The 22,786-nt window shown below is 74.0% G+C and carries 19 protein-coding genes; 8 read left to right on the plus strand and 11 right to left on the minus strand.

Annotated features, from left to right (window positions below; genetic code table 11):
• On the minus strand, positions 1-817 hold an 817-nt coding region (locus tag PSR1_RS08055), incomplete at its 3' end, for a nucleotidyltransferase family protein (protein WP_059437098.1).
• Between the two features lie 20 nt (positions 818-837).
• On the opposite strand from PSR1_RS08055, the gene PSR1_RS08060 reads away from it, so the two are divergent.
• Positions 838-2,031 carry an MFS transporter gene (locus PSR1_RS08060; RefSeq protein ID WP_059437099.1) on the plus strand — a complete coding sequence of 398 codons (1,194 nt, stop codon included), beginning with the start codon at positions 838-840 and terminating at the stop codon, positions 2,029-2,031.
• A gap of 8 nt (positions 2,032-2,039) precedes the next feature.
• Here the strand turns inward: PSR1_RS08060 and PSR1_RS08065 are convergent, their stop codons facing one another.
• The 4 genes from PSR1_RS08065 to PSR1_RS08080 form a co-directional block, all read right to left on the minus strand.
• Positions 2,040-2,642 (minus strand): 3'-5' exonuclease, encoded by a 603-nt coding sequence (locus PSR1_RS08065; protein WP_059437100.1) that lies wholly within the window; start codon positions 2,640-2,642, stop codon positions 2,040-2,042.
• 87 nt (positions 2,643-2,729) lie between these two features.
• Positions 2,730-4,535 (minus strand): DUF294 nucleotidyltransferase-like domain-containing protein, encoded by a 1,806-nt coding sequence (locus PSR1_RS08070; protein ID WP_059437101.1) that lies wholly within the window; start codon positions 4,533-4,535, stop codon positions 2,730-2,732.
• Positions 4,536-4,587: 52 nt separating this feature from the next.
• Positions 4,588-6,336, minus strand: coding sequence for a sodium:solute symporter family protein (locus PSR1_RS08075; protein WP_059437102.1), 1,749 nt, complete (start codon positions 6,334-6,336; stop codon positions 4,588-4,590).
• A gap of 3 nt (positions 6,337-6,339) precedes the next feature.
• Positions 6,340-6,597, minus strand: coding sequence for a DUF4212 domain-containing protein (locus PSR1_RS08080; protein WP_059437103.1), 258 nt, complete (start codon positions 6,595-6,597; stop codon positions 6,340-6,342).
• 346 nt (positions 6,598-6,943) lie between these two features.
• Here PSR1_RS08080 and PSR1_RS08085 point away from each other — a divergent pair, with 346 nt between their 5' ends.
• Together PSR1_RS08085 and PSR1_RS08090 are read left to right on the plus strand one after the other, a co-directional pair.
• A complete protein-coding gene (locus PSR1_RS08085; RefSeq protein WP_059437104.1) occupies positions 6,944-8,638 on the plus strand; it encodes an MFS transporter in 1,695 nt (564 codons plus the stop codon).
• 14 nt (positions 8,639-8,652) lie between these two features.
• Positions 8,653-8,838 carry a hypothetical protein gene (locus PSR1_RS08090; RefSeq protein ID WP_059437105.1) on the plus strand — a complete coding sequence of 62 codons (186 nt, stop codon included), beginning with the start codon at positions 8,653-8,655 and terminating at the stop codon, positions 8,836-8,838.
• 85 nt (positions 8,839-8,923) lie between these two features.
• Here the strand turns inward: PSR1_RS08090 and PSR1_RS08095 are convergent, their stop codons facing one another.
• Complete coding sequence (locus tag PSR1_RS08095; protein ID WP_059437106.1) at positions 8,924-10,324, minus strand: bifunctional serine/threonine-protein kinase/universal stress protein; 1,401 nt, start codon at positions 10,322-10,324, stop codon at positions 8,924-8,926.
• Between the two features lie 5 nt (positions 10,325-10,329).
• Positions 10,330-11,076, minus strand: a complete 747-nt coding sequence (locus PSR1_RS08100) for a metallophosphoesterase (RefSeq protein WP_059437121.1) — start codon at positions 11,074-11,076, stop codon at positions 10,330-10,332.
• A 458-nt stretch (positions 11,077-11,534) separates the two neighbouring features.
• Here PSR1_RS08100 and PSR1_RS08105 point away from each other — a divergent pair, with 458 nt between their 5' ends.
• Complete coding sequence (locus PSR1_RS08105) at positions 11,535-11,879, plus strand: DUF485 domain-containing protein (protein ID WP_059437107.1); 345 nt, start codon at positions 11,535-11,537, stop codon at positions 11,877-11,879.
• Positions 11,880-11,907: 28 nt separating this feature from the next.
• On the plus strand, positions 11,908-13,533 hold the full coding sequence (locus PSR1_RS08110; protein WP_059437108.1) for a cation acetate symporter: 1,626 nt from the start codon (positions 11,908-11,910) through the stop codon (positions 13,531-13,533).
• 108 nt (positions 13,534-13,641) lie between these two features.
• Here the strand turns inward: PSR1_RS08110 and PSR1_RS08115 are convergent, their stop codons facing one another.
• Together PSR1_RS08115 and PSR1_RS08120 are read right to left on the minus strand one after the other, a co-directional pair.
• Positions 13,642-15,321 carry a methyl-accepting chemotaxis protein gene (locus PSR1_RS08115; RefSeq protein WP_059437109.1) on the minus strand — a complete coding sequence of 560 codons (1,680 nt, stop codon included), beginning with the start codon at positions 15,319-15,321 and terminating at the stop codon, positions 13,642-13,644.
• Between the two features lie 265 nt (positions 15,322-15,586).
• Positions 15,587-16,633, minus strand: a complete 1,047-nt coding sequence (locus PSR1_RS08120; protein WP_082100172.1) for an aminoglycoside phosphotransferase family protein — start codon at positions 16,631-16,633, stop codon at positions 15,587-15,589.
• 113 nt (positions 16,634-16,746) lie between these two features.
• On the opposite strand from PSR1_RS08120, the gene PSR1_RS08125 reads away from it, so the two are divergent.
• From PSR1_RS08125 to PSR1_RS08135, 3 genes are read left to right on the plus strand one after another with little or no spacing between them, the layout of a single operon-like run.
• Entirely contained in the window at positions 16,747-18,126 is a 1,380-nt protein-coding gene (locus PSR1_RS08125) for a pyridoxal-phosphate dependent enzyme (protein ID WP_059437111.1), read from the plus strand.
• Positions 18,127-18,153: 27 nt separating this feature from the next.
• Entirely contained in the window at positions 18,154-19,326 is a 1,173-nt protein-coding gene (locus PSR1_RS08130; protein WP_059437112.1) for a cystathionine gamma-synthase, read from the plus strand.
• A gap of 32 nt (positions 19,327-19,358) precedes the next feature.
• Complete coding sequence (locus PSR1_RS08135; protein ID WP_237757871.1) at positions 19,359-19,979, plus strand: hypothetical protein; 621 nt, start codon at positions 19,359-19,361, stop codon at positions 19,977-19,979.
• A gap of 33 nt (positions 19,980-20,012) precedes the next feature.
• On the opposite strand, the gene PSR1_RS08140 is transcribed toward PSR1_RS08135, so the two are convergent.
• Positions 20,013-21,239 carry an MFS transporter gene (locus tag PSR1_RS08140; protein ID WP_059437114.1) on the minus strand — a complete coding sequence of 409 codons (1,227 nt, stop codon included), beginning with the start codon at positions 21,237-21,239 and terminating at the stop codon, positions 20,013-20,015.
• Complete coding sequence (locus tag PSR1_RS08145; protein ID WP_059437115.1) at positions 21,236-22,711, minus strand: MDR family MFS transporter; 1,476 nt, start codon at positions 22,709-22,711, stop codon at positions 21,236-21,238. The genes PSR1_RS08140 and PSR1_RS08145 overlap by 4 nt, the downstream gene beginning before the upstream one ends.
• Between the last annotated feature and the right edge of the window lie 75 nt (positions 22,712-22,786).

Genomic DNA, 22,786 nt, shown 5'->3' on the forward strand with positions numbered 1-22,786 from the left:
CCCGCGCGCCGGCCGCGCATGGCGGATCCCCGGCAGCGCTCCGGGGCGCGCCGGCGAACGGCTCCGCCCCCGGGAAGCGCGCCAGCGGCACCCGGCCGGCGAGCAGGTCGCGGTTCGCCTCGAGGTAGCGCTCCGGCGTGCCGAGGTCGTTCCAGTAGCCGGCGGCGACGTGGCCGCGGATGGCGCCGGAGGCCATGAGCGGCGGGTACACGTGGCGGTTCACGTCCGCCTCGAACGGCTCGGCCGGCACCGCGTCGAGCAGCGCCGCCGAGAGCACGTGCACGCCGGAGAAGTGCCAGGGCACGAGCCCCTCCCCGCCCGGCCCGTACCGCCCGGCGATGCGCCGCACCGCGCCGCCCGCGTCCACCTCCACCGCCGCGTAGCGCGCGCCGGCGGGCATGGGGAGCAGCACCATGGTGGCGAGCGCGCCGGAGCCGCGGTGCGCGGCCAGCGCGGCGCCGAGGTCCACGTCGAACAGCACGTCCCCGTTCACGAGCAGGAGCTCGTCCGCGCCCCGGAGCGCCGCCCGCGCCTCGCGGAGCGCGCCGCCGGTCCCGGCGATGACCGGTTCGCGCGACACGGTGAGCGAGAGCCCCAGCGCGCGCGCGGCCGCCTCGGCCTCCGCGGCCATGACGTCGGGCAGGTGGTGCACGTTCACCACCGCGCGGCGCACGCCGGCCCCGGCCAGCAGCGCCAGCGCGTAGCGGACGAGCGGCACCCCGCACACCGGCACCGCCGGCTTCGGCACGCGCGCGGTGAGCGGCCGGAGCCGCGTCCCGAGCCCGGCACAGAGGACCATCCCGGCGAGGTCGCCCATGGTAGACGCGAGTCTAACCGATGGCCTCCGCGGCGCGACTCCGGCTCATGTACTTCCTGTACTACGGGAACGTGGGGGTGGCGCAGCCGTACCTGGCCGCGTACCTGCGCGGCCTGGGGTTCAGCGGCGAGCAGATCGGCGCGGTGCAGATGATCCCGTCGCTGCTCGCGCCGGTGGTGGCCATGTCCTGGGCCACGTTCGCCGACCGCCACGCCACCCCGGCGCGCGGGCTGCGCCTCGCCACCGCCTGGAGCGCGCTCTGCGTCCTGGCGCTGCCGTTCGCGCGCACGCCGGCGGCGGTGGGCGCGGTGCTGCTCGCCGCGGCGCTCGGGGACCGCGCCTACGTGCCGCTGCTCGACTCGGTGACCCTGGAGCACACCCGCGCGCGGCCGGAGCGGTCCTACGCGTCGGTGCGGCTGTTCGGGTCGATCGGCTTCGTGGTGCTGGCGCTCGCCGCCGGCCGCGCGCTCACGCTGCGCGGCAACCGCCCCGCCGACCTGCTCGTCCCCTCGCTCATGACCGCGCTGGTGGCGGGCTACGCGCTGGCGGCGCGGCGCCTGCCCGCGCACGCCGGGCCGCCGCAGGCCGATCGCCCGGGGCCGCGCGACATGCTCGCCCTGCTCCGCCGGCCGGCGCTGCCGCTCCTGCTCGGCGCGTGCGCGGTGCACTGGGCCGCCTGCGCGCCCTACCACCTGCTGTTCGGCGTCTACGTGCGCGACCGCGGCCTGCCCGCCGACGTGACCGGGCTCGGCACCGCCGCGGGCGTGGCCGCCGAGATCGGGGTGCTCCTCCTGTTCCCGCGGCTCGAGCGGCGCCTCTCGCTGCGCGGGCTGCTCGCGGCCTCGTTCCTGGGCTCGGCCGTGCGCTGGGCCCTGCTCTGGCGCGCCGAGGGCGCCGCCGCGATCGTGCTCCTCCAGCTCCTGCACGGCCTCACCTTCGGGCTGTTCTGGGCGGCGGCCATGAAGGGCATGGCGGAGGTGGTGCCGGCGAGGCTGCGCGCCACCGGCCAGGCGCTGTTCAGCGCGGTGGTGTTCGGGGCCGGCAACGGGCTCGGGTTCGCGCTCTCCGGCGCCGCCTACGACCGGCTCGGCTCGGTGGCCCCCCTGTTCGCCGGGGCGGCGCTGCTGGAGCTGGCGCTGGTGGGCGTGGGCCTCGCCGCGGCCGGCGCGCTGGCGGCGGCGCGCGCCCGCGGGGCGGGCCCGGCGGCGCCGTGACCGGGCGGTCAGGTGAGCTCGCGCAGCCTCCGGGCGCCGAGCGCCTCGCGCAGCACCAGGAACAGCTCGGCGGTGGCCACCGCGTCGGTGAGCGCGTCGTGCGCCTGGTAGTCGGGGAGCCCGAGCCGGCGCCGCGCCGCCGAGAGGTTCAGCACCGGCGGGTCTGCGGGCAGCTCCGGGAAGCGCCGCCGCTCGCGCTGGTCGAGGCGGAGCAGCAGCTTCACCGTGTCCACCACCGGCGGCCCCGGCCAGCGCAGCCCGGCCGCGCGGAACGCGCGCTTCAGGAAGCCGAGCTCGATGGGCGCGTGGTGGACGAGCAGCACCGCGCCGCGGAGGCGGCGCTCGAGCTCCGGCAGGACCTCGCCGAGCGCCGGCGCGCCGCGCGTGTCGCCGGCCACGAGCTGGTGCGCCTGCACCGACCGCGGGCTCACCGCCTTCCCCTGCTCCGGGCGGACCAGGGTGCGGTACGCCTCGCCGAGCCGCAGGTGCCCGTCGCGCACCGGGAGCATCCCGACCGCGAGGATGGCGTCGCGCCGCGCGTCGAGGCCGCCGGTCTCGAGGTCGAGCGACCAGTAGACGGCGGACTCCCAGGGCGGCGAGGAGAAGAGCACGGCGCGATGGTAGCAGCCCGCCGCGGGTGGGGCCCGACGCCTTCGGCAGGCTCAGGGCGGCGGGGCGGGGACGCAGTCCCCGCCGGATCAGAAATCCGTCTTGAAGTGGAAGGCCGCGCGGTCCTGGAGCGTCTTCACCGCCCGGAGCGCGTCCTTGAGCCGCGAGCGCTCCATGGCGCTCAGCGCCGCCAGCGCCGCCTCGTTGGACGGCGGGCGGCCCTCGGCCACGGCCCGGAGCTGGAGGCGCAGGCGCAGGCCGTTCAGGAACCGGAACCCCTCCGCCGCCGCCGCGACCGCGTCGCCGTCCAGGATGCCGGCGTCGCGGGCGGCCTCCAGCCGCTCCAGCGTCCCGCGCGCCTCGGTCCGCAGCTCCAGGCCGTAGCAGCGCGCCACCGCCACCACCGCCGCGATGCCCTGCAGCTTCAGGTCCACGGTGGTGGAGCCGCCCCGCAGGCGCAGCAGCAGCGACGCGGGCGGGCGGAAGCCGAGCGCGGCGCGGGCCAGGAAGCGCAGGAACACCGGGCGGTCCACCGCGGTCGCCAGCACCGCGTCGAGCGGCGCGAGGTCGAGCCGGCCGGCCACCCGGCGGTAGTCGAAGAAGATGGCCGCCTCGAGCAGCGCCTGCGGCCCCGGCGCGTCGAGCCACGCCTCGAACCGGCCGCGCCACTCGGCCACCGGCCCCACCCAGCGGCGGGCCATGTAGCCGCCGGGGCAGGCGGGGAACCCGGCCAGCTCGAGGTCCGCGTTGACGCGCTCGGCCAGCACCTCGTACCAGGCGCGCCGCGCCTCGCCCTCGTCCGCGTACACGAGCGCGTTGTCCTGGTCGGTGAGCAGCGTCTGCTCGCGGCGCCCCTCGGAGCCGAGCGCGAGCCAGGCGTAGGGCGCGGGCGGCTCGCCCAGGTCGGCCTCGGCGAAGCGCAGGATCCGGTGCACCAGCGCGTCGTTCAGGCGCGCCACGAACCCGGCGATCGCGGCGGCGTCGAGCCCGCCGGCGAGCAGCGCCCCGGCCATCTCCGCCACCCGCCGCCCGTAGCCGGCCAGGCTCTCGCGCGTCGAGACGCGCTCCACGCCGCGCAGCACGGCCATGGGGCCCTGCGCCGAGGCGCGGAGCAGCTCGCCCGAGGTGAGCACGCCCACGATGTCGCCGCCGCGGGTGACCGGCAGGTGGTGCACCCGGGCGTCCAGCGCGAGGCCCCAGGCCTCGTGGATGGGCGCGGTGGCCGGGGTGGTCCGGAGCGGCGAGGTGGCGATGCGCGCGAGCGGGGTGTCCGGCCCGAGCCCCTCGGCGAGCACGCGGTTGCGGAAGTCGTGGTCGGTGGCGATGGCGGGCGGGTCGGCGCGGAGCAGCACCGAGGAGACGCCCTCCGCGCGCATCAGCCGCGCCGCGTCGCCCACGGTGGCGTCCGCCGCGATCCAGACCGGCGCGCGGCGCACCAGGTCGCCCACCTGGCGCGAGAGATCGGCCTGGAAGGTGGTGATGGCGGAGTGCTCGAGGCTCGACTTGAGCCGCTCGGCCAGGCCCACCGCGAAGTGCGAGGCGAACTGCGCGTCGCCGAGCAGGCGCTGGAACTCGGCGTCGGGCAGGCGGTACGCGAGCAGGTCGTCCTCGACCACCACGTCGATGGTGGCCTTGCGCGTGATGAGCGAGGTGTAGCCGAAGGTCTCGCCCTCCTCGAGCACCTGCAGGAGCTGGCCGTCGCGCTCGAGCCGCACCGCGCCCTTGCGGATGACGTACAGGTACGCGAGCGGCTCGCCGCCCACCCGCGCCAGCCGCGAGCCGGCCGGGTAGTAGCCCACCTCCAGCGACGCGGCCGCCGCGTCGAACAGCGGCTGCGGCAGCGCGTGGAACGGGGGCGTCGCCCGCAGGTACGAGACCGGGTCGAGCGCGGCCATGCGGCGAGGATAGCGGGGCGCGCGGGCCGCGTCACGGCGCCGCCCGCGGCCGTCAGCGGCGGTCGCCCACGCGGAGCGCGGTGGGCGCCGGCGCCGGGCGCACCGGCTCCCGCGGGTAGCGGAGGTTCGTGACCATGTCCTGCACCGCCTGCGGCGGGGCCGGCGTGCGCAGGGAGACGGCCACCAGGACCGCCAGGTTCACCAGCATCCCCACCGTCCCGAACCCCTGCGGCGAGATCCCCAGCCACCAGTGCGCCGGGCCGTCCAGCTCCGGGTGCCAGAACTTGAACCAGTGGACGTACGCGGTGGTCACCGCGAGCCCGCTCAGCATCCCGGCGATGGCGCCCTCGCGCGTGGCGCGCCGCCAGAAGATGCCGGCCACCAGCACCGGGAAGAACGACGAGGCGGCCAGCCCGAACGCGAGCGCCACCACCTCGGACACGAAGCCGGGCGGGTGGACGCCCAGCCAGCCCGCCACCAGCACCGCCACGGTGGCCGCGCCGCGCGCCCAGGCCAGCTCGCCGCGCTCCGAGACGCGCGGGATCCACATGCCCTTCACGAGGTCGTGCGCCACCGCCGCCGAGATGACGAGGAGCAGCCCCGCCGCGGTGGAGAGCGCCGCCGCCAGCGCGCCCGCCGCCACCAGCCCCACCACCCAGGGCGGCAGCCCGGCGATCTCCGGGTTCGCCAGCACCAGCACGTCGGGGTCGATCCGCACCTCGTTGCGGGCGGGGTCGCCGGAGACGCGCATCACCCCGTCGCCGTCGCGGTCGGTGAACCGCACCAGGCCGGTGCGCTCCCAGTCCGCCAGCCAGGCCGGCGCGTCGGCGTGGCGCTTCCCGTTCAGCGACTGGACCACCCCGGCCCGGGCGAAGGCGGCCACCGCGGGCGCGGTGGTGTAGAGCAGCGCGATGAACAGGAGCGCCCAGGCGGCGGAGGCGCGCGCGTCGCGCACCTTCGGCACGGTGAAGAACCGGATGATGATGTGCGGCAGGCCGGCCGTGCCGATCATGAGCGCCAGCGTGCTGAACAGCACGTCGATGCGGGGCCGCGTGCCGGCGGTGTAGCGGCCGAAGCCGAGGTCCGCGCCGATCCGGTCGAGCGCCTGGAGCAGGTGCACCCCCGGCTCGACCCCGAGCACCCGGGCGCCCTCCGCGCTGACCCGCCCGCCGAGGCCGAGCTGCGGCACCGGGTTCCCGGTGAGCATGATCGACACGTAGATGGCCGGCACCAGGTACGCGGCGATGAGGACGACGTACTGGGCCACCTGCGCGTAGGTGACGCCCTTCATCCCGCCCATCACCGCGTAGAACAGCACGATGGCCATGCCGAGCAGCACGCCGCGCTCCACCGGCACGTCCAGGAAGCGCGCGAACACCACCCCCACCCCGCGCATCTGCCCGGCCACGTAGGTGAACGAGACGAACACCGCGCACACCACGGCCACGCCCCGCGCCGAGCGCGAGTAGTAGCGCTCGCCCACGAACTGCGGGACCGTGTACTTGCCGTACTTGCGCAGGTACGGGGCGAGCAGCACCGCCAGCAGCACGTAGCCGCCGGTCCAGCCCATCAGGAAGATCGAGCCGTCGCGCCCGAGCAGCGCCACCACGCCGGCCATCGAGATGAACGACGCCGCGGACATCCAGTCCGCGCCGGTGGCCATCCCGTTCAGCAGCGGGCTGACCTGCTTCTCCGCGACGTAGTACGCGCTGGTGGTCCGCGCGCGGCCCCACAGGCCGGCGAGCGCGTAGAGCGCGAAGGACGCGGCGACCAGCACCCAGGTCCAGGCGACGGGGCCCACGCCTCAGTCCTCGAACACGCCGTGGGCGCGGTCGAGCCGGTTCGCGATCGCGACGTAGGCCGCCACCAGCAGCACGAACACGAGCTCCGCGCCCTGCTGCCCGAACCAGAAGCCGAGCGGGAAGCCGCCGAGGTGGAACGCGTCGAGCGCGTCGGCGAACAGGATGGCGGCGCCGCACGACACCGCGAACCAGATCGCCAGGATCGCGGCGACGGTGCGCAGGTTGGCCCTCCAGTACGCGTCCCGGCGATCCCGTTCCATGCGAGCCCTCCCGCGCGGCGTCCGGACGTCCGGGCCCGAGACTACCCCGCCTGCGGCGTTCTGGCCTCTGCCGGGACGCCGGATCCGGCCGCCTCGCCCCGGCCGGGCGCAACATTCGTCCGGCCCGTGCACCTCTTGCGCATACGCGCTGCGTCAACGACCCAACTCGGCGTACCTGCGCGATAATTCACGCAACCAACATGGGGGTTTCATCGCAGTTCGTGCGCGCAGGGACTGCGCCATGCGCGGTATTTGCGCGTTGGCCGTTGTAAACGCCGAATCCGGTGTGCTACCTCGTACCTCAGGCCACGCGGCTGGCGTCCCAACCTCACCGTGGAGGAAGAAAATGTCCGTGTCGTCGGCATCCCCTGTCCGACCCGTCCCCCCCGATTCCGGCGCACGCGCCGGCATCACCCGCGAAGAGAAGATGGTCATCTTCGCGTCGTCCCTCGGCACCGTCTTCGAGTGGTACGACTTCTACCTGTACGGCTCGCTCGCGGCGATCATCAGCAAGCAGTTCTTCGCAGGCGTGGACGAGCGCACCGGCTTCATCTTCGCGCTCCTCGCCTTCGCCGCCGGCTTCGCCGTGCGGCCCTTCGGCGCGGTGGTGTTCGGCCGGCTCGGCGACATGATCGGCCGGAAGCACACCTTCCTCCTCACCATCCTCATCATGGGCGGCTCGACGGCCATCGTCGGCATGCTCCCCAGCTACGCCACGATCGGCGTGCTGGCGCCCATCATCCTCATCTCGATGCGCATGCTGCAGGGCCTCGCGCTCGGCGGTGAGTACGGCGGCGCGGCCACCTACGTGGCCGAGCACGCGCCCCCGGGCCGCCGCGGCAACTTCACGAGCTGGATCCAGACCACCGCCACCCTCGGCCTGTTCCTCTCGCTCCTCATCATCCTCGGCACCCGCATCGGCCTGGGGAACGAGGCGTTCGAGAAGTGGGGCTGGCGCGTCCCGTTCCTCCTCTCGATCATCCTGCTCGGCATCTCCGTCTACATCCGCCTCCAGCTGAACGAGTCCCCGGTGTTCAAGCGGATGAAGGAGGAGGGCAAGTCCTCCAAGGCGCCGCTCACCGAGTCCTTCCTCCGCTGGAACAACCTGAAGATCGTGCTGATGGTGCTGTTCGGCGGCGTCGCCGGCCAGGCGGTGGTCTGGTACACGGGCCAGTTCTACGCGCTGTTCTTCCTCCAGCAGACGCTGAAGGTGGACCCGACCGCGTCGAACTACATGATCGCGGCCTCGCTGCTCATCGGCACGCCGTTCTTCATCGTGTTCGGCACGCTCTCCGACAAGATCGGCCGCAAGCGGATCATCATGGCGGGCTGCGTGCTCGCCGCGCTGACCTACTTCCCGATCTTCAAGGGCATCACCAAGTACGCCAACCCGGCGCTGGAGCACGCGCAGGAGTCGAACCCGGTCACGGTGGTCGCCGATCCCAAGGACTGCAGCTTCCAGTTCGACCCGATCGGCAAGGCGAAGTTCACGAAGTCCTGTGACGTCGCCAAGGCGTCGCTCGCGAAGAAGGGCGTGCCGTACCGCAACGAGGAGGCGCCCGCGGGCACCGTCGCCACCGTCAAGATCGGCGAGGTGACCGTCGCGAGCTTCGCCGGCAACACGCTCTCGCCGGCCGACTTCAAGACGCAGAACGCCGCGTTCGAGAAGGCGCTCGGCGGCGCCATCACGACGGCCGGGTACCCCGCCAAGGCCGACATGAGCCGGGTGAACTACCCGATGGTCGTGCTGCTCCTGACGATCCTGGTCATCTACGTGACCATGGTGTACGCGCCGATCGCGGCGTGGCTGGTCGAGCTCTTCCCGGCTCGCATCCGCTACACCTCGATGTCGCTGCCGTACCACATCGGCAACGGCTGGTTCGGCGGCTTCCTGCCGACCATCTCGTTCGCGATGGTCGCCGCCAGCGGCGACATCTACTACGGCCTCTGGTACCCCATCGTCATCGCGCTCATCACCGCGGTCCTCGGCACCCTCTTCATGCCCGAGACCAAGGATCGCGACATCCACCACGACTCGTAGCGCCGGCGCGGACCGTGACCCGTAGCCTCGTCGCGCTGGCGGCCGCCCCGGCCGCCAGCGCAGCCCGCGCCAGCGGCGACTCCGGCACCGCGTCCATGGGCGAGATGCACATGAGCGGCGCGCAGTTCGGGATGATGGCCGGTGGCCTGGCCGTGCTGGGCCTCGTCATCTGGGGAGTGGCGAAGGTCACCAGCAGGTAGTCGCCGCACATGTGCCGGGGCCGGACGTGCCATCCCGCGCGTCCGGCCCTTTCCCTTTCCGGAGGCGCCGCTGCGCGGCCCGCGCTCAGCGGCGGCCCGGCGGGCGCACCAGCGTCACGGTGCAGGGCGCCTCGAGCGCGACCTTGGTCGCGACGGTGCCGAGGATCCCGCGCAGCGGCACGTCGGGCGGAGGCGCGCCGATGACGAGGTGCTCGACCCCGTTGGCGCGCGCGTAGTCCACCAGCGCCTGCGCCGGATCGCCGGACTCGATCACGTGGAGCGAGACCTGCCCGGCCTCGAGGGCCAGCGGCTCGGCCCAGTGGCGCAGCAGCGCCAGGTGCTTGATGCGCTGGTGCGCGGCGGTCTCGTGGGCGCTCGAGCCGCCCAGCTCCGGGGTGGGCCGGATCACCGTGGCCACCGCCAGCCGCCGCGCGTCCTGCAGCGACAGGAGCCGCCGCACCGTCTGGCGGATGGCCTCGAACTGCGCCTCGTTGGTGTGCTGCGTGGCGATGCAGGCCAGCACGATGGCCGCCCCGGACAGCTCGGTGGACGGGAGCGCCAGCGGCGCCGGCTCGTAGCCGGCGGCCTTGATCCAGCGCCGCAGCACCGTGAGCGGCCCGGCGGCGCGGCGGCGCCGCCCGCGCTCGGTGATCGCCACCTGGTCCGGGTGCGCCAGGTCGAACGCGACCTGCGCCGCCGAGGCGTGGCGGCGGCTCGCGTCCGGCTCGAGGCACCGCAGCACGAGCTCCTGGAACCACTCCGGCAGCGCCGGCACCAGGGCCCGCGGCGGGGTCGGGTCGCGGTACAGCCGCCGGCGCAGGCCGCCCGGCGTGGTGGGCGCGCCGAACGGCAGCCGCCCGGTGGCGAGCTCGTACAGCACCGCCCCGAGCGCGAACAGGTCGCTGCGCGGGTCGCTGCGCGCGCCGACCACCTGCTCCGGCGCGATGTACGGCGCCGAGCCGATGGGGCGCCGGAACTCCTCGGCGAGCAGGTCCGGGTAGTGGGCGTGGTGCGCGAGCCCGAAGTCCACCAGCACCGCCTCGCCGGTGGGCCGGAACACCACGTTCGCCGGCTTCAGGTCGAGGTGGATCGCCTCCTGCTGGTGCAGGTCGTGGAGCGCGGTGGCGAGCGCGATCCCGATGCGCACCACCTCGTCGAGCGGGACCGGCCCGTCGGCGACCCACTCCTTGAGCGAGCGGCCGCGGACCTCCTCCATCACCAGGTACGGCTGCCGCTCCAGGTCGCCGGCGGCCACGAAGCGCGGCACGTGCGGCCCCTTCAGCGCGGCGAGCACCGTCTGCTCCACCTCGAAGGAGATCACGCTGCTGGCCGGCTCCCCCGGGCCGAGCCGGGGGATCTTCATGATCATGGGGAAGCCGGGGTCGGGGCCGGTGACCCGGTAGATGACGCCCATGCCGCCCGCGTGGAAGCGCTCGCCGATGCGGAAGCCGTCCACCACGTCGCCGGGCCCGGGCAGGTCGCTCACTGGGCTCACTCCCCGTGCGCGAGGCGCTGCGCGAGCCGCTCGGGCAGCCCGGCCGCGCGCACCTTGGCGGCGGCGGCCGGCCAGTCGTAGGGGACGCGGTGGAAGGTGATGGACGCGCGCGCCACGTCCACGATGGCGTAGCACGCCGCGGTGTTCCCGTCGCGGGGCTGGCCCGCCGAGCCCACCACCGCGAGCCAGCGGCGGCGGGGCGGGGCCGGGATGGCCACCCCGGGGACGGGCCGGAACGCCACCGGCCGGTCGGCGGCGCCGGTGTAGTAGAGCACCGGCTCGTGGACGTGCCCGCAGAACACGTAGGGCGCGCCCGCCGCGGCCAGGCTCCGCTGCGCGTGCAGCGGGTCGGTCACGTAGGCCCACTCCCCCGGCGCGTCGGCGCTGGCGTGCACCAGCACCAGCGGATCGCGCCGGATCACCAGCGGCAGGCCGGCCAGGAACGCGCGCGCGGCCGGCCCGAGCCGCTCGCGGGTCCACCGCACCGCCTCCTCGGCGGTGGGGTTCATGGTGGCCGCCTCGCGCGCCTCGAGCACCGCGGCGTCGTGGTTGCCGAGCACCACCAGCGCGCCGCGCTCCGCGTGCGCCTGCACCAGCTCGAGCACCGCCACCGGATCCGCGCCGTAGCCCACCAGGTCGCCGAGGAACGCGTGGCCGTCCACGCCCGCCGCCTCCGCGTGCGCGAGGCAGGCGGTGAGCGCCTCCAGGTTCGCGTGCACGTCGGCGAACAGCGCCAGCCTCATGCCCACCCCCGAGCCGCGTGGCCGCGGCGGACCGCCGGTCCGGCCCCGCGGGCCAGCATAGCAAGCGCAGGCCGTGCGGCCGCGCGGCGCCAGCGTTGCGCCAGCGACCGGGCGTGCGGCCGCCTGCCTCCCCCGATCCGCCGCCGCAATCTCACGCTCCGTGCGTATTGACCCGGGGGAAACGCAAAGCGTTCGCGCAAGCGGTGCGTCGCGCGCGAATCATCGACCCGAACCGGCGACGTCGATTGACCGAGGTCAGCAATTCGCGCAATTTTGTGCGCGGGCGCCTCTATCGTTCGCGCATTTCGTGCTGTAGGCTTGCCGCTCGAAACACCCGAACCCACGATGTGCGAGCTCCCCACGCAATCGAGGTCCTCGGGGAGAAGCCCGGCTGACTTGTCGCACTGCACTTTCGAGAGACGCCCGGCGCGTTCGCGCAGGCATCCAAGGAGAGTCAAATGGCAGAACCGGCACGGAGCGGTCCCAGCACGGAACCAAAGGGCCACAAGAGCGCGCTCCAGGTCCTCGATTCCCCCGACTTCAAGGCCCTCGTGAAGAAGCGGTGGAGCGTCAGCATGGTGCTGCTCGCCCTGCTCTTCGTCGGCTACTACGGCTTCATCCTGCTGCTCGCGACGAACAAGGCGCTCGTCACGACCAAGGTCGGCGAGGTCACCACGCTCGCGATCCCGCTCGGCGTCGCGGTGATCATCTTCGCCTGGCTGCTCACCGCCTACTACGTGGGCTGGGCCAACAAGTCGTACGACCCCGAGGTCGAGCGGCTGAAGTCGCAGCTGAAGCGCTGACCCGGATCGCACCAGGAGACCCGTGACCATGACCCACCTCGGCGTGATCCAGCAGCTCATCCTCCAGCAGGCGCAGCAGGCGGCGCCCCAGGCGACCACCACCCTCGGGAAGCCGACCGTCGCGTCCATCGGCTTCTTCTTCCTGATCGTGGCGGTGACGCTCGTCATCACCTACTTCGCGGCCAAGAAGACCAAGACCTCCTCCGAGTTCTACGCCGCCGGCCGCAGCGTGTCGGCGCTCCAGAACGGCTTCGCGCTCGCCGGCGACTACATGTCCGCCGCGTCGTTCCTCGGCATCTCCGGCATGGTCGCCCTGAAGGGCTACGACGGCATGATCTACGCCACCGGCTGGCTCGTCGGCTGGCCGGCGCTCATGTTCCTCGTGGCCGAGCCGCTCCGCAACCTGGGCAAGTTCACCTTCGCGGACGTGGTCGCGTTCCGCCTGCGCCAGAAGCCGGTCCGCATCGCGGCGGCCATCGGCGGCATCCTGACGGTGCTCTTCTACACCATCGCCCAGATGGTCGGCTCCGGCGCCCTCATCCAGCTCATGTTCGGCCTGAAGTACGAGATCGCCGAGATCATCGTCGGCGTGGTCATGCTCGCGTACGTGCTGTTCGGCGGCATGCTCGCCACGACCTGGGTGCAGATCATCAAGGCCGGCCTGCTGCTGTTCGGCGTGACCATCCTCACCGGGCTCGTGCTCGCGAAGTTCGGCTTCAACCCGGGCAACCTGTACCAGGCGGTGGTGGCGCAGTACGGCCAGCAGTCGCTCGAGCCGGGCGGCTTCGTCGCGAACCCGGTGGAGGCGGTCTCCCTGGGCCTCGCGCTCATGTTCGGCCTGCTGGGCCTGCCGCACATCCTGATGCGCTTCTACACGGTCCCGGACGCCAAGGCGGCGCGCAAGTCGGTGCTCTACGCCACCGGCCTCATCGGCTACTTCTACCTGATCATCCCGATCGTCGGCTTCGGCGCGGCGGTGCTCACGCCCGGCGGGCGCGCGTTCATCACCTCGATCGACAAGGGCGGCAACATGGCCTCGCCGATCCTGGCGGAGCAGCTGCTCGGCTCCGGCTTCCTCGGCTTCATCGCCGCGGTCGCGTTCGCGACGATCCTCGCGGTGGTGGCCGGCCTCACGCTGGCCGGCGCGTCGGCCTACTCGCACGACATCTACGTGAACGTCATCAAGGGCGGGCACGCGACCGAGGAGGAGCAGGTCAAGGCCGCCAAGACCGCCACGGTGGTGTTCGGCATCTTCGCGGTGGGCCTGGGCATCCTCTTCAAGGGCCAGAACGTGGCGTTCATGGTCGGCCTGGCGTTCGCCATCGCCGCCAGCGCGAACTTCCCGGCGCTGCTGATGTCGATCGTCTGGAAGCGCTTCACCACCCAGGGCGCGGTCTGGTCCATCCTGGTGGGCGCGTTCTCGTCCTGCATCATGATCCTGCTCTCGCCCACGGTCTGGGGCGAGGTGTTCCACCACCTGGACGCCGCCGGCAAGCCCTACGGCATCCTGCCCTGGAAGAACCCGGCCATCTTCTCGATGTCGGCCGCGTTCATCGCGGGCATCGTGGTGTCCCTCGTGACCGCCGACCAGGGCGCGCAGGACAAGTTCGAGGACGAGAAGCTCCGCACCTACCTCGGCGTCGGCGCCGAGTAGCGTCCCGGGCGGCGGCGCCTCCTCGACGCCGCCCCGAAGCAGCGCGGGCGGGCCCCTCCGGGCCCGCCCGTTTCTTTTCGACCTCGGGGCCCCGCGGCCCCCGGCCGCCTAGAACCTGCGGAACTCGCCGTCGGCGACCTTCCCGTTGCGCGCCGCGAGCGCGGGGGCCTCGGGCCCGGCCTGGGCCGGGCGCGCGACGGGGCGCGGCAGCGGCGCCGGCGCGGGCAGGTGCGGCACGGCGGCTGGCTGCGGCCGCGGGACGGCGTGGCCGTGGGCGCGGTGGTCGGCCGCGAGCTGGAAGAAGCCCATCAGCTGCTGCAGCGCCTCCGCCTGCGAGGCCATCTCCTCGGCGGTGGAGGACAGCTCCTCCGCGGCGGAGGCGTTCCGCTGCGTCACCTGGTCCACCGTGGACATGGCCTTCGACACCTGCGACACCCCGGCCGACTGCTCCTGCGACGCGGCCGCCACCTCCTGCACCAGGTCGGACGTCTTGCGGATGGCGGGGAGCAGCTCGGCGATCATCTCGCCGGAGCGCACCGCCACCGCCACCGAGGAGGACGCCAGCCCGCCGATCTCCTGCGCCGCCTTCTGGGCGCGCTCGGCCAGCTTGCGGACCTCGGTCGCGACCACCGCGAAGCCCTTGCCGTGCTCGCCGGCCCTCGCCGCCTCGATGGCCGCGTTCAGGGCGAGGAGGTTCGTCTGGTAGGCGATCTCCTCGACGATCCCGATCCGCTCGGCGATCGCGCGCATCGCCTCGACCGTCTCCCGCACCGCGGCGCCGCCCGCGTCGGCGCTCTTCACGCCCGACTTGGCCATCGCCTCCGACTGCCGGGCGGCCTCGGCGTTCTGCGTGATCGACGCGCTCATCTCCTCCAGCGACGAGGTGGTCTCCTCCACGCTGGCGGCCTGCTCGCCGGTGCCCTGCGAGAGCGACTGCGCCGTGGCCGACACCTGCGCGGACGCGCCGGTGAGCGCCTCGGCGCCGCCGCGCACCTCGGCGATCACGGTCGTGATGCGCTCGGCGGTGGCGCGCATGGCCGCCTGGAGCCGGCCGGCCTCGTCGGCGCGATCCACCGTGGGGAGCTCGCGCAGGTCGCCCTGCGCCATCCGCTCGAGCGCGGCGACCACGCCGCCCACCGGCGTCACCACCGAGCGCGTGATCACCACGCTGAGCACGCCGCCGAACAGCACCGCGATCACGAGCGTGAAGGCGAGCGTGGTCCGGACCGAGGACGCGACCGCCCCCACCACGTCCGCGCGCGACTGCATCTGCCGGTGGTGCTCCTCTGCGAGCACGTCGGAGGCCTCCACCACCGCGCGCGCCGGCGCCTTGAAGGCGGCTGCCGCGGCGTTGCCGGAGTCGGTCGAGCCGTGCTTGCCGGCGCGGATCTCGCCGAGCAGGCGCGACATGCCGGTGGTGTAGGCGTCGAGGTCGCGGTGGATCGCCGCGAGCCGCGCCCGGTCGTCCTCGCCGGCGAGCCGATCGAGCTCGGCGAGCGCGGCGCGGAGCTGCGCGAGCTCGCCGTCCCACTGCCGCTGGTAGTCGGCCACCTCGGCGGCGTCCTCGATGTTGATGAGGACGTCCTTCTCGAACCGGCGCAGGCCCAGCGCCGCGGCGCGCGCGTCGTCGGCGTGCCGCGCCATGAGCGCGTCGCCCCCGAGCATCTCGGCGGTGGCGGCGCTGATGCGCTCGGTGCCCCGGTAGCCGGCCCCCGCCACGGCGGCGGTCGTCAGCACCATGAGGCCGAAGGCGAGGAGCAGCCGGACTCGGATCGACAGGTCTCTCACACATCCTCCCGGCGCGGGCGCGCCAACGGCCGGGCACCCTGTGCAAACCGAGGCCCGATCCGGGTGCGCCACTTTGCCTCACGCATCAGGTGGACGTGGGGCGCCGGAACGCCCCAGGTCACGCGGCCTTGGGACCCCGCGGGGCAGGTTTCACCGGCCCAGCCGCGATCGGGTATGGGTCAACCCAGGGTCCCCGGGACGGCCCCGTTCTTGCTCTGTCAGTGATGGCGCGCCGCGCCGCCCGTGGGCCGGCGCCGCGGGCGGGTCAGGGCGCCAGCTCGGGCACGTGCGCCGCGAGGACGCGCTGCAGCTCCGCCAGCTCGGGACGGCGCGCGAACGCCTCGCGCACGTAGCGCAGCGAGGCCGGGATGGAGACCAGGAAGCCCGGGTTCCCCTTCACGCGGTCGATGAACACGAAGCGGCCGGCGTCCTTCAGCTTGCGCTGCACGGTGAGGAGGTCGAACGTGGCGCGGAACGGGCCGTACTCGAGGCGCGGGCCGCCCGCGGCGGCGAACCGGTCCAGCCAGCGGCGCAGGAGCGCGTCGATCAGCTCGGGCTCGAGCTCCACGTAGCTGTCGCGCAGCAGCGCCACGAGGTCGTACTGGCGGGGCCCGAGCAGCGCGTCCTGGAAGTCGATGACCGCCTGCGCGCCGGACGGCAGCACCATGATGTTGCGCGACTGGTAGTCGCGGTGGGTGAACCCGCGCGGCTCCGCCGCGAGCGCCGCGGCGATCCGGTCGAAGTCGCGATCGACCACCGCGCGCTCCGCCGCCGAGAGCCGCGCGCCCTTCCAGGCCTCGAGCCCCCACTCCAGGAAGTGGTCCAGCTCCCAGCGGTACAGCTCCTCGTCGAACGCGCGGGTGAACGCGACGCACCCGCCCGGCCGGGCCTCGGCCGCGGCGCGCAGCCGGGCCAGCTGGTCGATGGCGTCCTCGTACAGGCGCGCGCGGGGCGCGCCGGCGAGCAGGCGCGTCTCGAGCATGTCGTCCCCGAGGTCCTCCAGCACCATCAGCCCCTCGGCCTCCTCGAAGGAGAGGATGGCGGGCACGCGCACGCCCAGGCCGGCGAGGTAGCGCTGCACGTCGACGAACGGGTTCACCGCGGGCGCGCCGCCCTTGGTGACCTCCTCCGGCTTCGCGTCCGGCGGCATCACCATGACCACGTGCGAGCACGGGAGCTCGCCGACCCGCCAGTAGCTGCGCAGCGACGCGTGGCCGGCCAGGCGCCGCACCGGCGCGCGGGAGACGTCCTCGCCGGTGGCGCGCGCCACCGCCGCGCGCACGCGGGCCTCGGTCTCCATGGGTTCGCTCATGCCGTGGGCATCTCCTCTGGCTCGCGCCGGGCCGGCCCGGCGCGTTGACGCGGGTCACGCCGCCTGCCTATAACGCCGGGATTCCCGTCGATCTTTCCGGATCCGGAGCCCCCATGGCCTACCACGAGACCGTCCTCTCCGCGATCGGGCACACGCCGCTCGTCCGCCTGCAGAAGCTCACCGGTCCGGACGACGCCACCGTGCTCGTCAAGCTCGAGTACCTGAACCCCGGCGGCTCCATCAAGGACCGCATGGCGGTGCACATCCTCGAGAAGGCGGAGCGCTCCGGCCTGCTCCGGCCCGGCGGCACCATCGTCGAGAACACGAGCGGCAACACCGGGGTGGGCCTGGCCATGGCGGCGGCGGTGAAGGGGTACCGCTGCGTGTTCACCATGCCGGACAAGATGTCGAAGGAGAAGCAGGACACGCTGAAGGCGTTCGGCGCGAAGGTGATCGTGACGCCGACCAACGTGCCGGCCGACTCGCCCGACAGCTACTACTCGGTGGCGAAGCGCATCGCGGCGGAGACGCCGAACAGCTTCTACGTGAACCAGTACCACAGCCTCGACAACGTCGAGGCCCACTACCAGCTCACCGCCCCGGAGATCTGGGAGCAGACCGGCGGCAAGCTCGACGCGTTCGTGGCCGGCCTGGGCACCGGCGGGACCATGAGCGGCTGCGGCCGCTTCTTCAAGGAGAAGGACCCCGCCATCCTCAACGTCGGCGTGGATCCGATCGGCTCCGTCTACCACTCGATGTTCAAGACCGGGAAGCTCTCGCACCCCCACGTCTACAAGGTGGAGGGCATCGGCGAGGACATGATGTGCGGCGCGATGGACCTCTCGGTCCTCGACGACGTCCGCCAGGTGAACGACGCCGACGCCTTCGTGATGGCGCGCCGGCTCGCCCGCGAGGAGGGCGTCTTCGCCGGCGGCTCCTCCGGCGCGGCGGTGCACGTCGCGGTGAAGCTCGCGAAGGAGCTGGGCAAGGGCAAGGTGATCGTGGTGCCGCTGCCCGACGGCGGGCGCGCCTACATCTCGAAGTTCTACTCGGACGAGTGGATGCGCGACAACGGCTTCCCGGTGGGCGCCGGCGGCCCGGTGTCCGCGGCCACCGTGAAGGACGTGCTCGGCCGCCGCCGCGGCGAGGTCATCTCCGCCCGCAAGACCGACAAGGTCGAGGCGGTGGTGAAGAAGATGAAGGAGCACGACATCTCGCAGATGCCGGTGGTGGACGACACCGGCCGCGCCATCGGGATGATCCACGAGTACGACCTGCTCAACTTCCTCATCGAGGGGAAGCACCGCCTCACCGAGGTGGTCGAGCCGCTGGTGCAGCCGCTGCAGGGCGTGGTGGAGCCCGACACGGCGCTCGCGCGCCTGCGCGACATCTTCAACGACGACCACGTGGCGGTCGTGAAGGAAGGCGACCGGGTGACCGGCATCGTCACCAAGATCGACCTCATCGAGTTCCTGGCGCAGCGGCTCCGCTAGCCGCGCCGCCCCTCCCACGGAGCGACCATGGCCGACGCCGAGACGAAGCCCGGGTTCGACACCCTCGCCATCCACGCCGGCCAGGCGCCGGATCCGACCACCGGCGCGATCATGACGCCGGTCTACCTGTCCTCCACCTACGTGCAGGCCTCGCCCGGCGTGCACAAGGGGTTCGAGTACTCGCGCACCCGCAACCCCACGCGCGACGCGCTCCAGGGCTGCCTGGCGGCGCTGGAGGGCGGCCGGCACGCGCTCGCGTTCGCCTCCGGCCTCGCCGCCACCGACGCCATCCTCCACCTGCTCCAGTCGGGCGACCACGTGCTCGCCTCCGACGACGTGTACGGCGGCACCTTCCGCATCTTCGACAAGGTGTTCCGCCGCCACGGGCTGGAGTTCTCCCACGTGGACATGAGCGACCCGCGCAACGTGGAGCGCGGGCTGCGCCCGAACACGCGCCTGGTGTGGATCGAGAGCCCCACCAACCCGATGCTGAAGATCGTGGACCTCGCCGAGGTGGCGCGGATCGCGAAGGCGCACGGGGCACGCACGGTGGTGGACAACACCTTCGCCACCCCGTACTTCCAGCGGCCGCTCGAGCTCGGCATCGACGTCGTCGCCCACTCCACCACCAAGTACCTGAACGGCCACTCCGACGTGATCGGCGGGGCGGTGGTAACCTCCGACGACGCGCTGCACGAGCGGCTCGCGTTCCTGCAGAACGCGGTGGGCGGCGTGCCCGGCCCGCTCGACAGCTTCCTGGTGCTGCGCGGCCTGAAGACGCTGCACGTCCGCATGCAGCGGCACGCCGAGAACGCGCTGGCGCTGGCGCGCTTCCTCGAGGGCCACCCGCAGGTGGAGCGGGTCACCTACCCCGGCCTGGCCTCGCACCCGCAGCACGCGCTCGCCGCCCGCCAGATGAAGGGCTTCGGCGGCATGCTCACGTTCGTGATCCGCGGCGGGCTGCCGGCGGCGCGGGCGTTCCTCGAGCACGTGCGGATCTTCGCGTGCGCCGAGTCGCTCGGCGGCGTGGAGAGCCTCATCGAGCACCCCGCCATCATGACCCACGCCTCGGTGCCGAAGGAGACGCGCGAGGCGCTCGGGATCGCGGACGGGTTCATCCGCGTCTCGGCCGGGATCGAGGCCGTGGACGACCTCCGCGCCGACCTCGAGCGCGGCTTCGCCGCCGCGCGCCGCGCGTGACGGCGGCCCCGGTCCGTGCCACGCTCGCCCGCATGAGACCGCCCGCCGCCGCCTGCCTCGCCGCCGTCCTCGCCGTCCTCGCCGCCCCGGCCGCCCGGGCCGACGACGACGGCCCCGACGCGCAGGTGCTGACGCTGCGCGCCGGCGCGTGGATCCCGGCCGGCCCGTCCATGGCCGGCCTCGACCCCGGCCCCGAGGGCGAGCTCACCCTCGGCATCCGCCTGCTCCGCTGGCTCGGCGCCGAGATGGGCGCGGGCGTGGCCCGCCCGTCGTCGACCGCGGCGGCGGTGCGCGACGCGTCCGGGGTGGAGCGCACCGTGGAGCCGCGGCTGTGGGACGTGCCGGTGGGCGGCGGGCTGCGCGCGTTCCTGCCCGTCGGCCCGGTGGAGCTCTCCGCCGCGGCCGGCGTCGCGGTGCACTTCGTGAGCGCGGAGCGCGACGTGGCCAGCGGCGCCACCACCGCGGTCACGAGCGAGAAGGAGGAGGACGCGTCGCTCGGCGGCTGGGCCGCGCTCGCGGCCATGGTGCCGGTGGGGCGCCACACCTCGCTCGGCGTGGAGGGGCGCTTCACCGTGCTGCGCCCGCACCTGTTCGGCGAGCGCCAGCGCCTCGACGCGTTCGCGGCCGGAGTGCGGATCGCGCAGGGGTTCTGACCCGGGCCCGCGCGGCGCGCCGCCCCGCGCCGCTCACCGCTCCTCGGGCGGGCGCAGCGCGCGGAAGCGCCGCCAGAGCAGCAGGTCGTAGAGGACCTTGAGGCCGCCCGAGAGCAGGAAGGGGACGCTCGCCAGAGCGCCGGCGCCGGCGTAGAGCGGGCCCGCCAGCACCGGGGCGAGCGCCGAGCCCACCGTCCGCGCGATGCCGGTCACCCCCGCCGCGGCGGAGCGCTCGTCCGGATCCACCACCGCGACCGTGTAGGACTGGCGCGTCGGGACGTCCATCTGCGAGATGGAGAAGCGCAGCAGCAGCACGCCGATGGCGAGCGGCAGCGTGGGCATGAGCGGCACCAGCGCCAGGAGCAGGTTCGAGGGCAGGTGCGTCGCCACCATGGTGTTCACGAGCCCGATGCGCCGCGCGATGGCCGAGGCGGACAGCGCCGAGATCCCGGCGAGCACGTTCGCCCCGAAGAAGATCGCGCCGATGGTGGCGGGGCTGGCGCCGAACCGGCGGTGGAACCACCAGGCCACGAAGCTCTGCACCACCAGCCCGCCCGCGAACGCGTCGAGCGAGAACAGCGCGGACAGCTCCAGCACGGTGCGCCGGGAGCGGTGCAGCCCGAGGAACGCGGCGCGCGGCGAGGCGGCCGGGCGGGGGGCGGTCTCGACGCGCGGGGTGAGGCACAGGAACGTCGCGGCGAGCACGAGCCCGAGCGCCCCGTACAGCGCGGTGACGGCGCGGTAGGAGGCGAGCGGGGCGAGGCCGCGGCGCTGCAGGGCGCCGGCGAGCGCGCCGCCGGCGAGCGCGCCCAGCGCGGTCGCCAGCGCGCCGGCCAGCTGGTACCAGGCGAACGTGGCGGTGCGGCGCTGCGCGGGCACCGCCTCGGTGAGCGCCGCCTGCTCGATGGCGAGGAACGGCCCCACCTCGTTGCCGGACGGGCTCATCACGCCGACGGTCGCGGCGAGCAGCAGCAGCGGGAACGCGGTGGTGGCGGAGAACGCGGCGCCCGCGAGCACCATGAGGAGCGCGCCGGCGACGAGCATGCGGCGGCGGCCGATCCGGTCGGCGCGGGTGGTGATCCAGAGCGAGAGCGCGGTGTCGCCGAGCAGGGTGAGCGTGAGGAGCGCGCCGATGCGCGGCTGGTCGAGCCCGGCCGCCTCGAGGTGCAGCACCAGCACGACCGAGAGCAGGCCGTACGCGAACAGCCGGACGGCCCGGGTGGCGAACAGGGTCGCGACGTCGCGGGGCGGCCGGCTCACGGGCGGTCCGGCGCCGGAGGGGCCCCCGCGCCGGCGCGCTCCGGGGTCCGCGCCGCCAGCGCGAGGCGCGGGAAGCGCAGCGCCACGGCGAAGGCGGCGCCGGCGATCACCGCCACCGAGGCGAAGATGGTGCCCATGGCGCCCTGCAGCGCCCCCGCGAGCGGCGCGAGCACGCTCGCCTCGATCGACGCCCGCTCCGGCCCGAGCAGCCGCGACACCAGCGCCGCGTCGGCGCCGCCGCCCGCGAGCGCGTGCGCGAGCACGCCGCCGAGCACCCCCACCGAGAGCGTGCCGCCGATGGTGCGGAAGAACATGGTGGTGGCGGTCGCGACCCCGCGCCGGTTCCAGGGCACGCTGGCCTGCACCGCGATGACGAGCGGCGTGGAGGCCAGGCCCATGCCGGCCCCGTACGCGAACGCGAGCGCCTGGGGCAGGAGGAGCGGCACGCCCGGGCGGAGCAGCAGCGCGAGCGCCACCGCCGCGAGCGCGGTGAGGCCCATGCCGGCCCGGACCAGCGCGCGGTAGCCGGTGCGCGGGAGGAGCCGTCCGGACAGCGCGCTGCAGATGGGCCACCCGACCGCCATGGGCGCGATGGCGCTGCCCGCCTGCGTGGGCGTCCCGCCGAGCACGCTCTGGACCCAGAGCGGGACGAACGTGACCATGCCCAGCATCGCCGCGCCGAGCAGCGCGTTCGCCGCGGACGACACCGCGATGATCCGGTCGCGGAACAGGTCGAGCGGGAGGAGCGGCTCGGGCGCCCGCCGCTCCACCGCCAGGAACGCCGCCAGCGCGGCGGCGCCGAGCGGCAGCGCCAGCAGCCCGGCGGCGGGCGAGCGCACCGCGAGCAGCGCGGAGACCACCGCGATCGAGAGCAGCGCCGCCCCGGCCACGTCGAGCTTGTGGGCGTGGCGCTCGGGCCGCTCGTGGTAGACGAGCGCCAGCACCAGCGCCGAGCCGAGGCCGAACGGCACGTTCAGCCAGAAGACCCAGCGCCAGGAGGCGAGGTGCACGATCGCCCCGCCGAGCAGCGGGCCGACCAGGCCGGCGATGCCCCAGACCGCGCCGAACACGCCCTGGATGCGCGCGCGCTCCTCCGGCTCGAACAGGTCGCCGGCGATGGTCAGCGTCACGGGCTGGATGGCGCCGGCGCCCAGGCCCTGCAGCGCCCGCGCGGCCACCAGCGCCTCCATCGACCGGGCCATCCCGCAGGCGATCGAGCTCGCCACGAACAGCGCGAGCCCGAACAGCATCACCACCTTGCGGCCCTTCAGGTCGGCGAGCTTGCCGTAGATGGGCACGCTCACCGTGGCGGTGAGCATGTAGGCGGCGAAGGCCCAGGCGTAGAGCGCCAGCCCGCCCAGCTCCCCGACCACCGATGGCATGGCGGTCGAGACGACCGTCATCTCCATCGCGGCGAGGAACATCCCCAGGAGCAGGGCGACGACGGTGAGTCCGCGGTGGGTCCGGCGCATGGTCGTCCGCGCGTTTAGCGCTGCCGGCCGGGCGCGTCAACGCGGAGCGCAGGCCGGACCCGGCCCGCCGGGCGG

It is taken from the genome of Anaeromyxobacter sp. PSR-1, from assembly GCF_000964525.1.
Lineage (GTDB): Bacteria > Myxococcota > Myxococcia > Myxococcales > Anaeromyxobacteraceae > Anaeromyxobacter.

Bases quoted from the DNA above. Each gene is read 5' to 3' on its own strand.
- PSR1_RS08060 (WP_059437099.1), top strand. From the start codon at position 838: ATGGCCTCCGCGGCGCGACTCCGGCTCATGTACTTCCTGTACTACGGG.
- PSR1_RS08070 (WP_059437101.1), bottom strand. From the start codon at position 4,535: ATGGCCGCGCTCGACCCGGTCTCGTACCTGCGGGCGACGCCCCCGTTC.
- PSR1_RS08080 (WP_059437103.1), bottom strand. From the start codon at position 6,597: ATGGAACGGGATCGCCGGGACGCGTACTGGAGGGCCAACCTGCGCACC.
- PSR1_RS08085 (WP_059437104.1), top strand. From the start codon at position 6,944: ATGTCCGTGTCGTCGGCATCCCCTGTCCGACCCGTCCCCCCCGATTCC.
- PSR1_RS08100 (WP_059437121.1), bottom strand. From the start codon at position 11,076: ATGAGGCTGGCGCTGTTCGCCGACGTGCACGCGAACCTGGAGGCGCTC.
- PSR1_RS08105 (WP_059437107.1), top strand. From the start codon at position 11,535: ATGGCAGAACCGGCACGGAGCGGTCCCAGCACGGAACCAAAGGGCCAC.
- PSR1_RS08110 (WP_059437108.1), top strand. From the start codon at position 11,908: ATGACCCACCTCGGCGTGATCCAGCAGCTCATCCTCCAGCAGGCGCAG.
- PSR1_RS08120 (WP_082100172.1), bottom strand. From the start codon at position 16,633: ATGAGCGAACCCATGGAGACCGAGGCCCGCGTGCGCGCGGCGGTGGCG.
- PSR1_RS08125 (WP_059437111.1), top strand. From the start codon at position 16,747: ATGGCCTACCACGAGACCGTCCTCTCCGCGATCGGGCACACGCCGCTC.
- PSR1_RS08130 (WP_059437112.1), top strand. From the start codon at position 18,154: ATGGCCGACGCCGAGACGAAGCCCGGGTTCGACACCCTCGCCATCCAC.
- PSR1_RS08135 (WP_237757871.1), top strand. From the start codon at position 19,359: ATGAGACCGCCCGCCGCCGCCTGCCTCGCCGCCGTCCTCGCCGTCCTC.
- PSR1_RS08145 (WP_059437115.1), bottom strand. From the start codon at position 22,711: ATGCGCCGGACCCACCGCGGACTCACCGTCGTCGCCCTGCTCCTGGGG.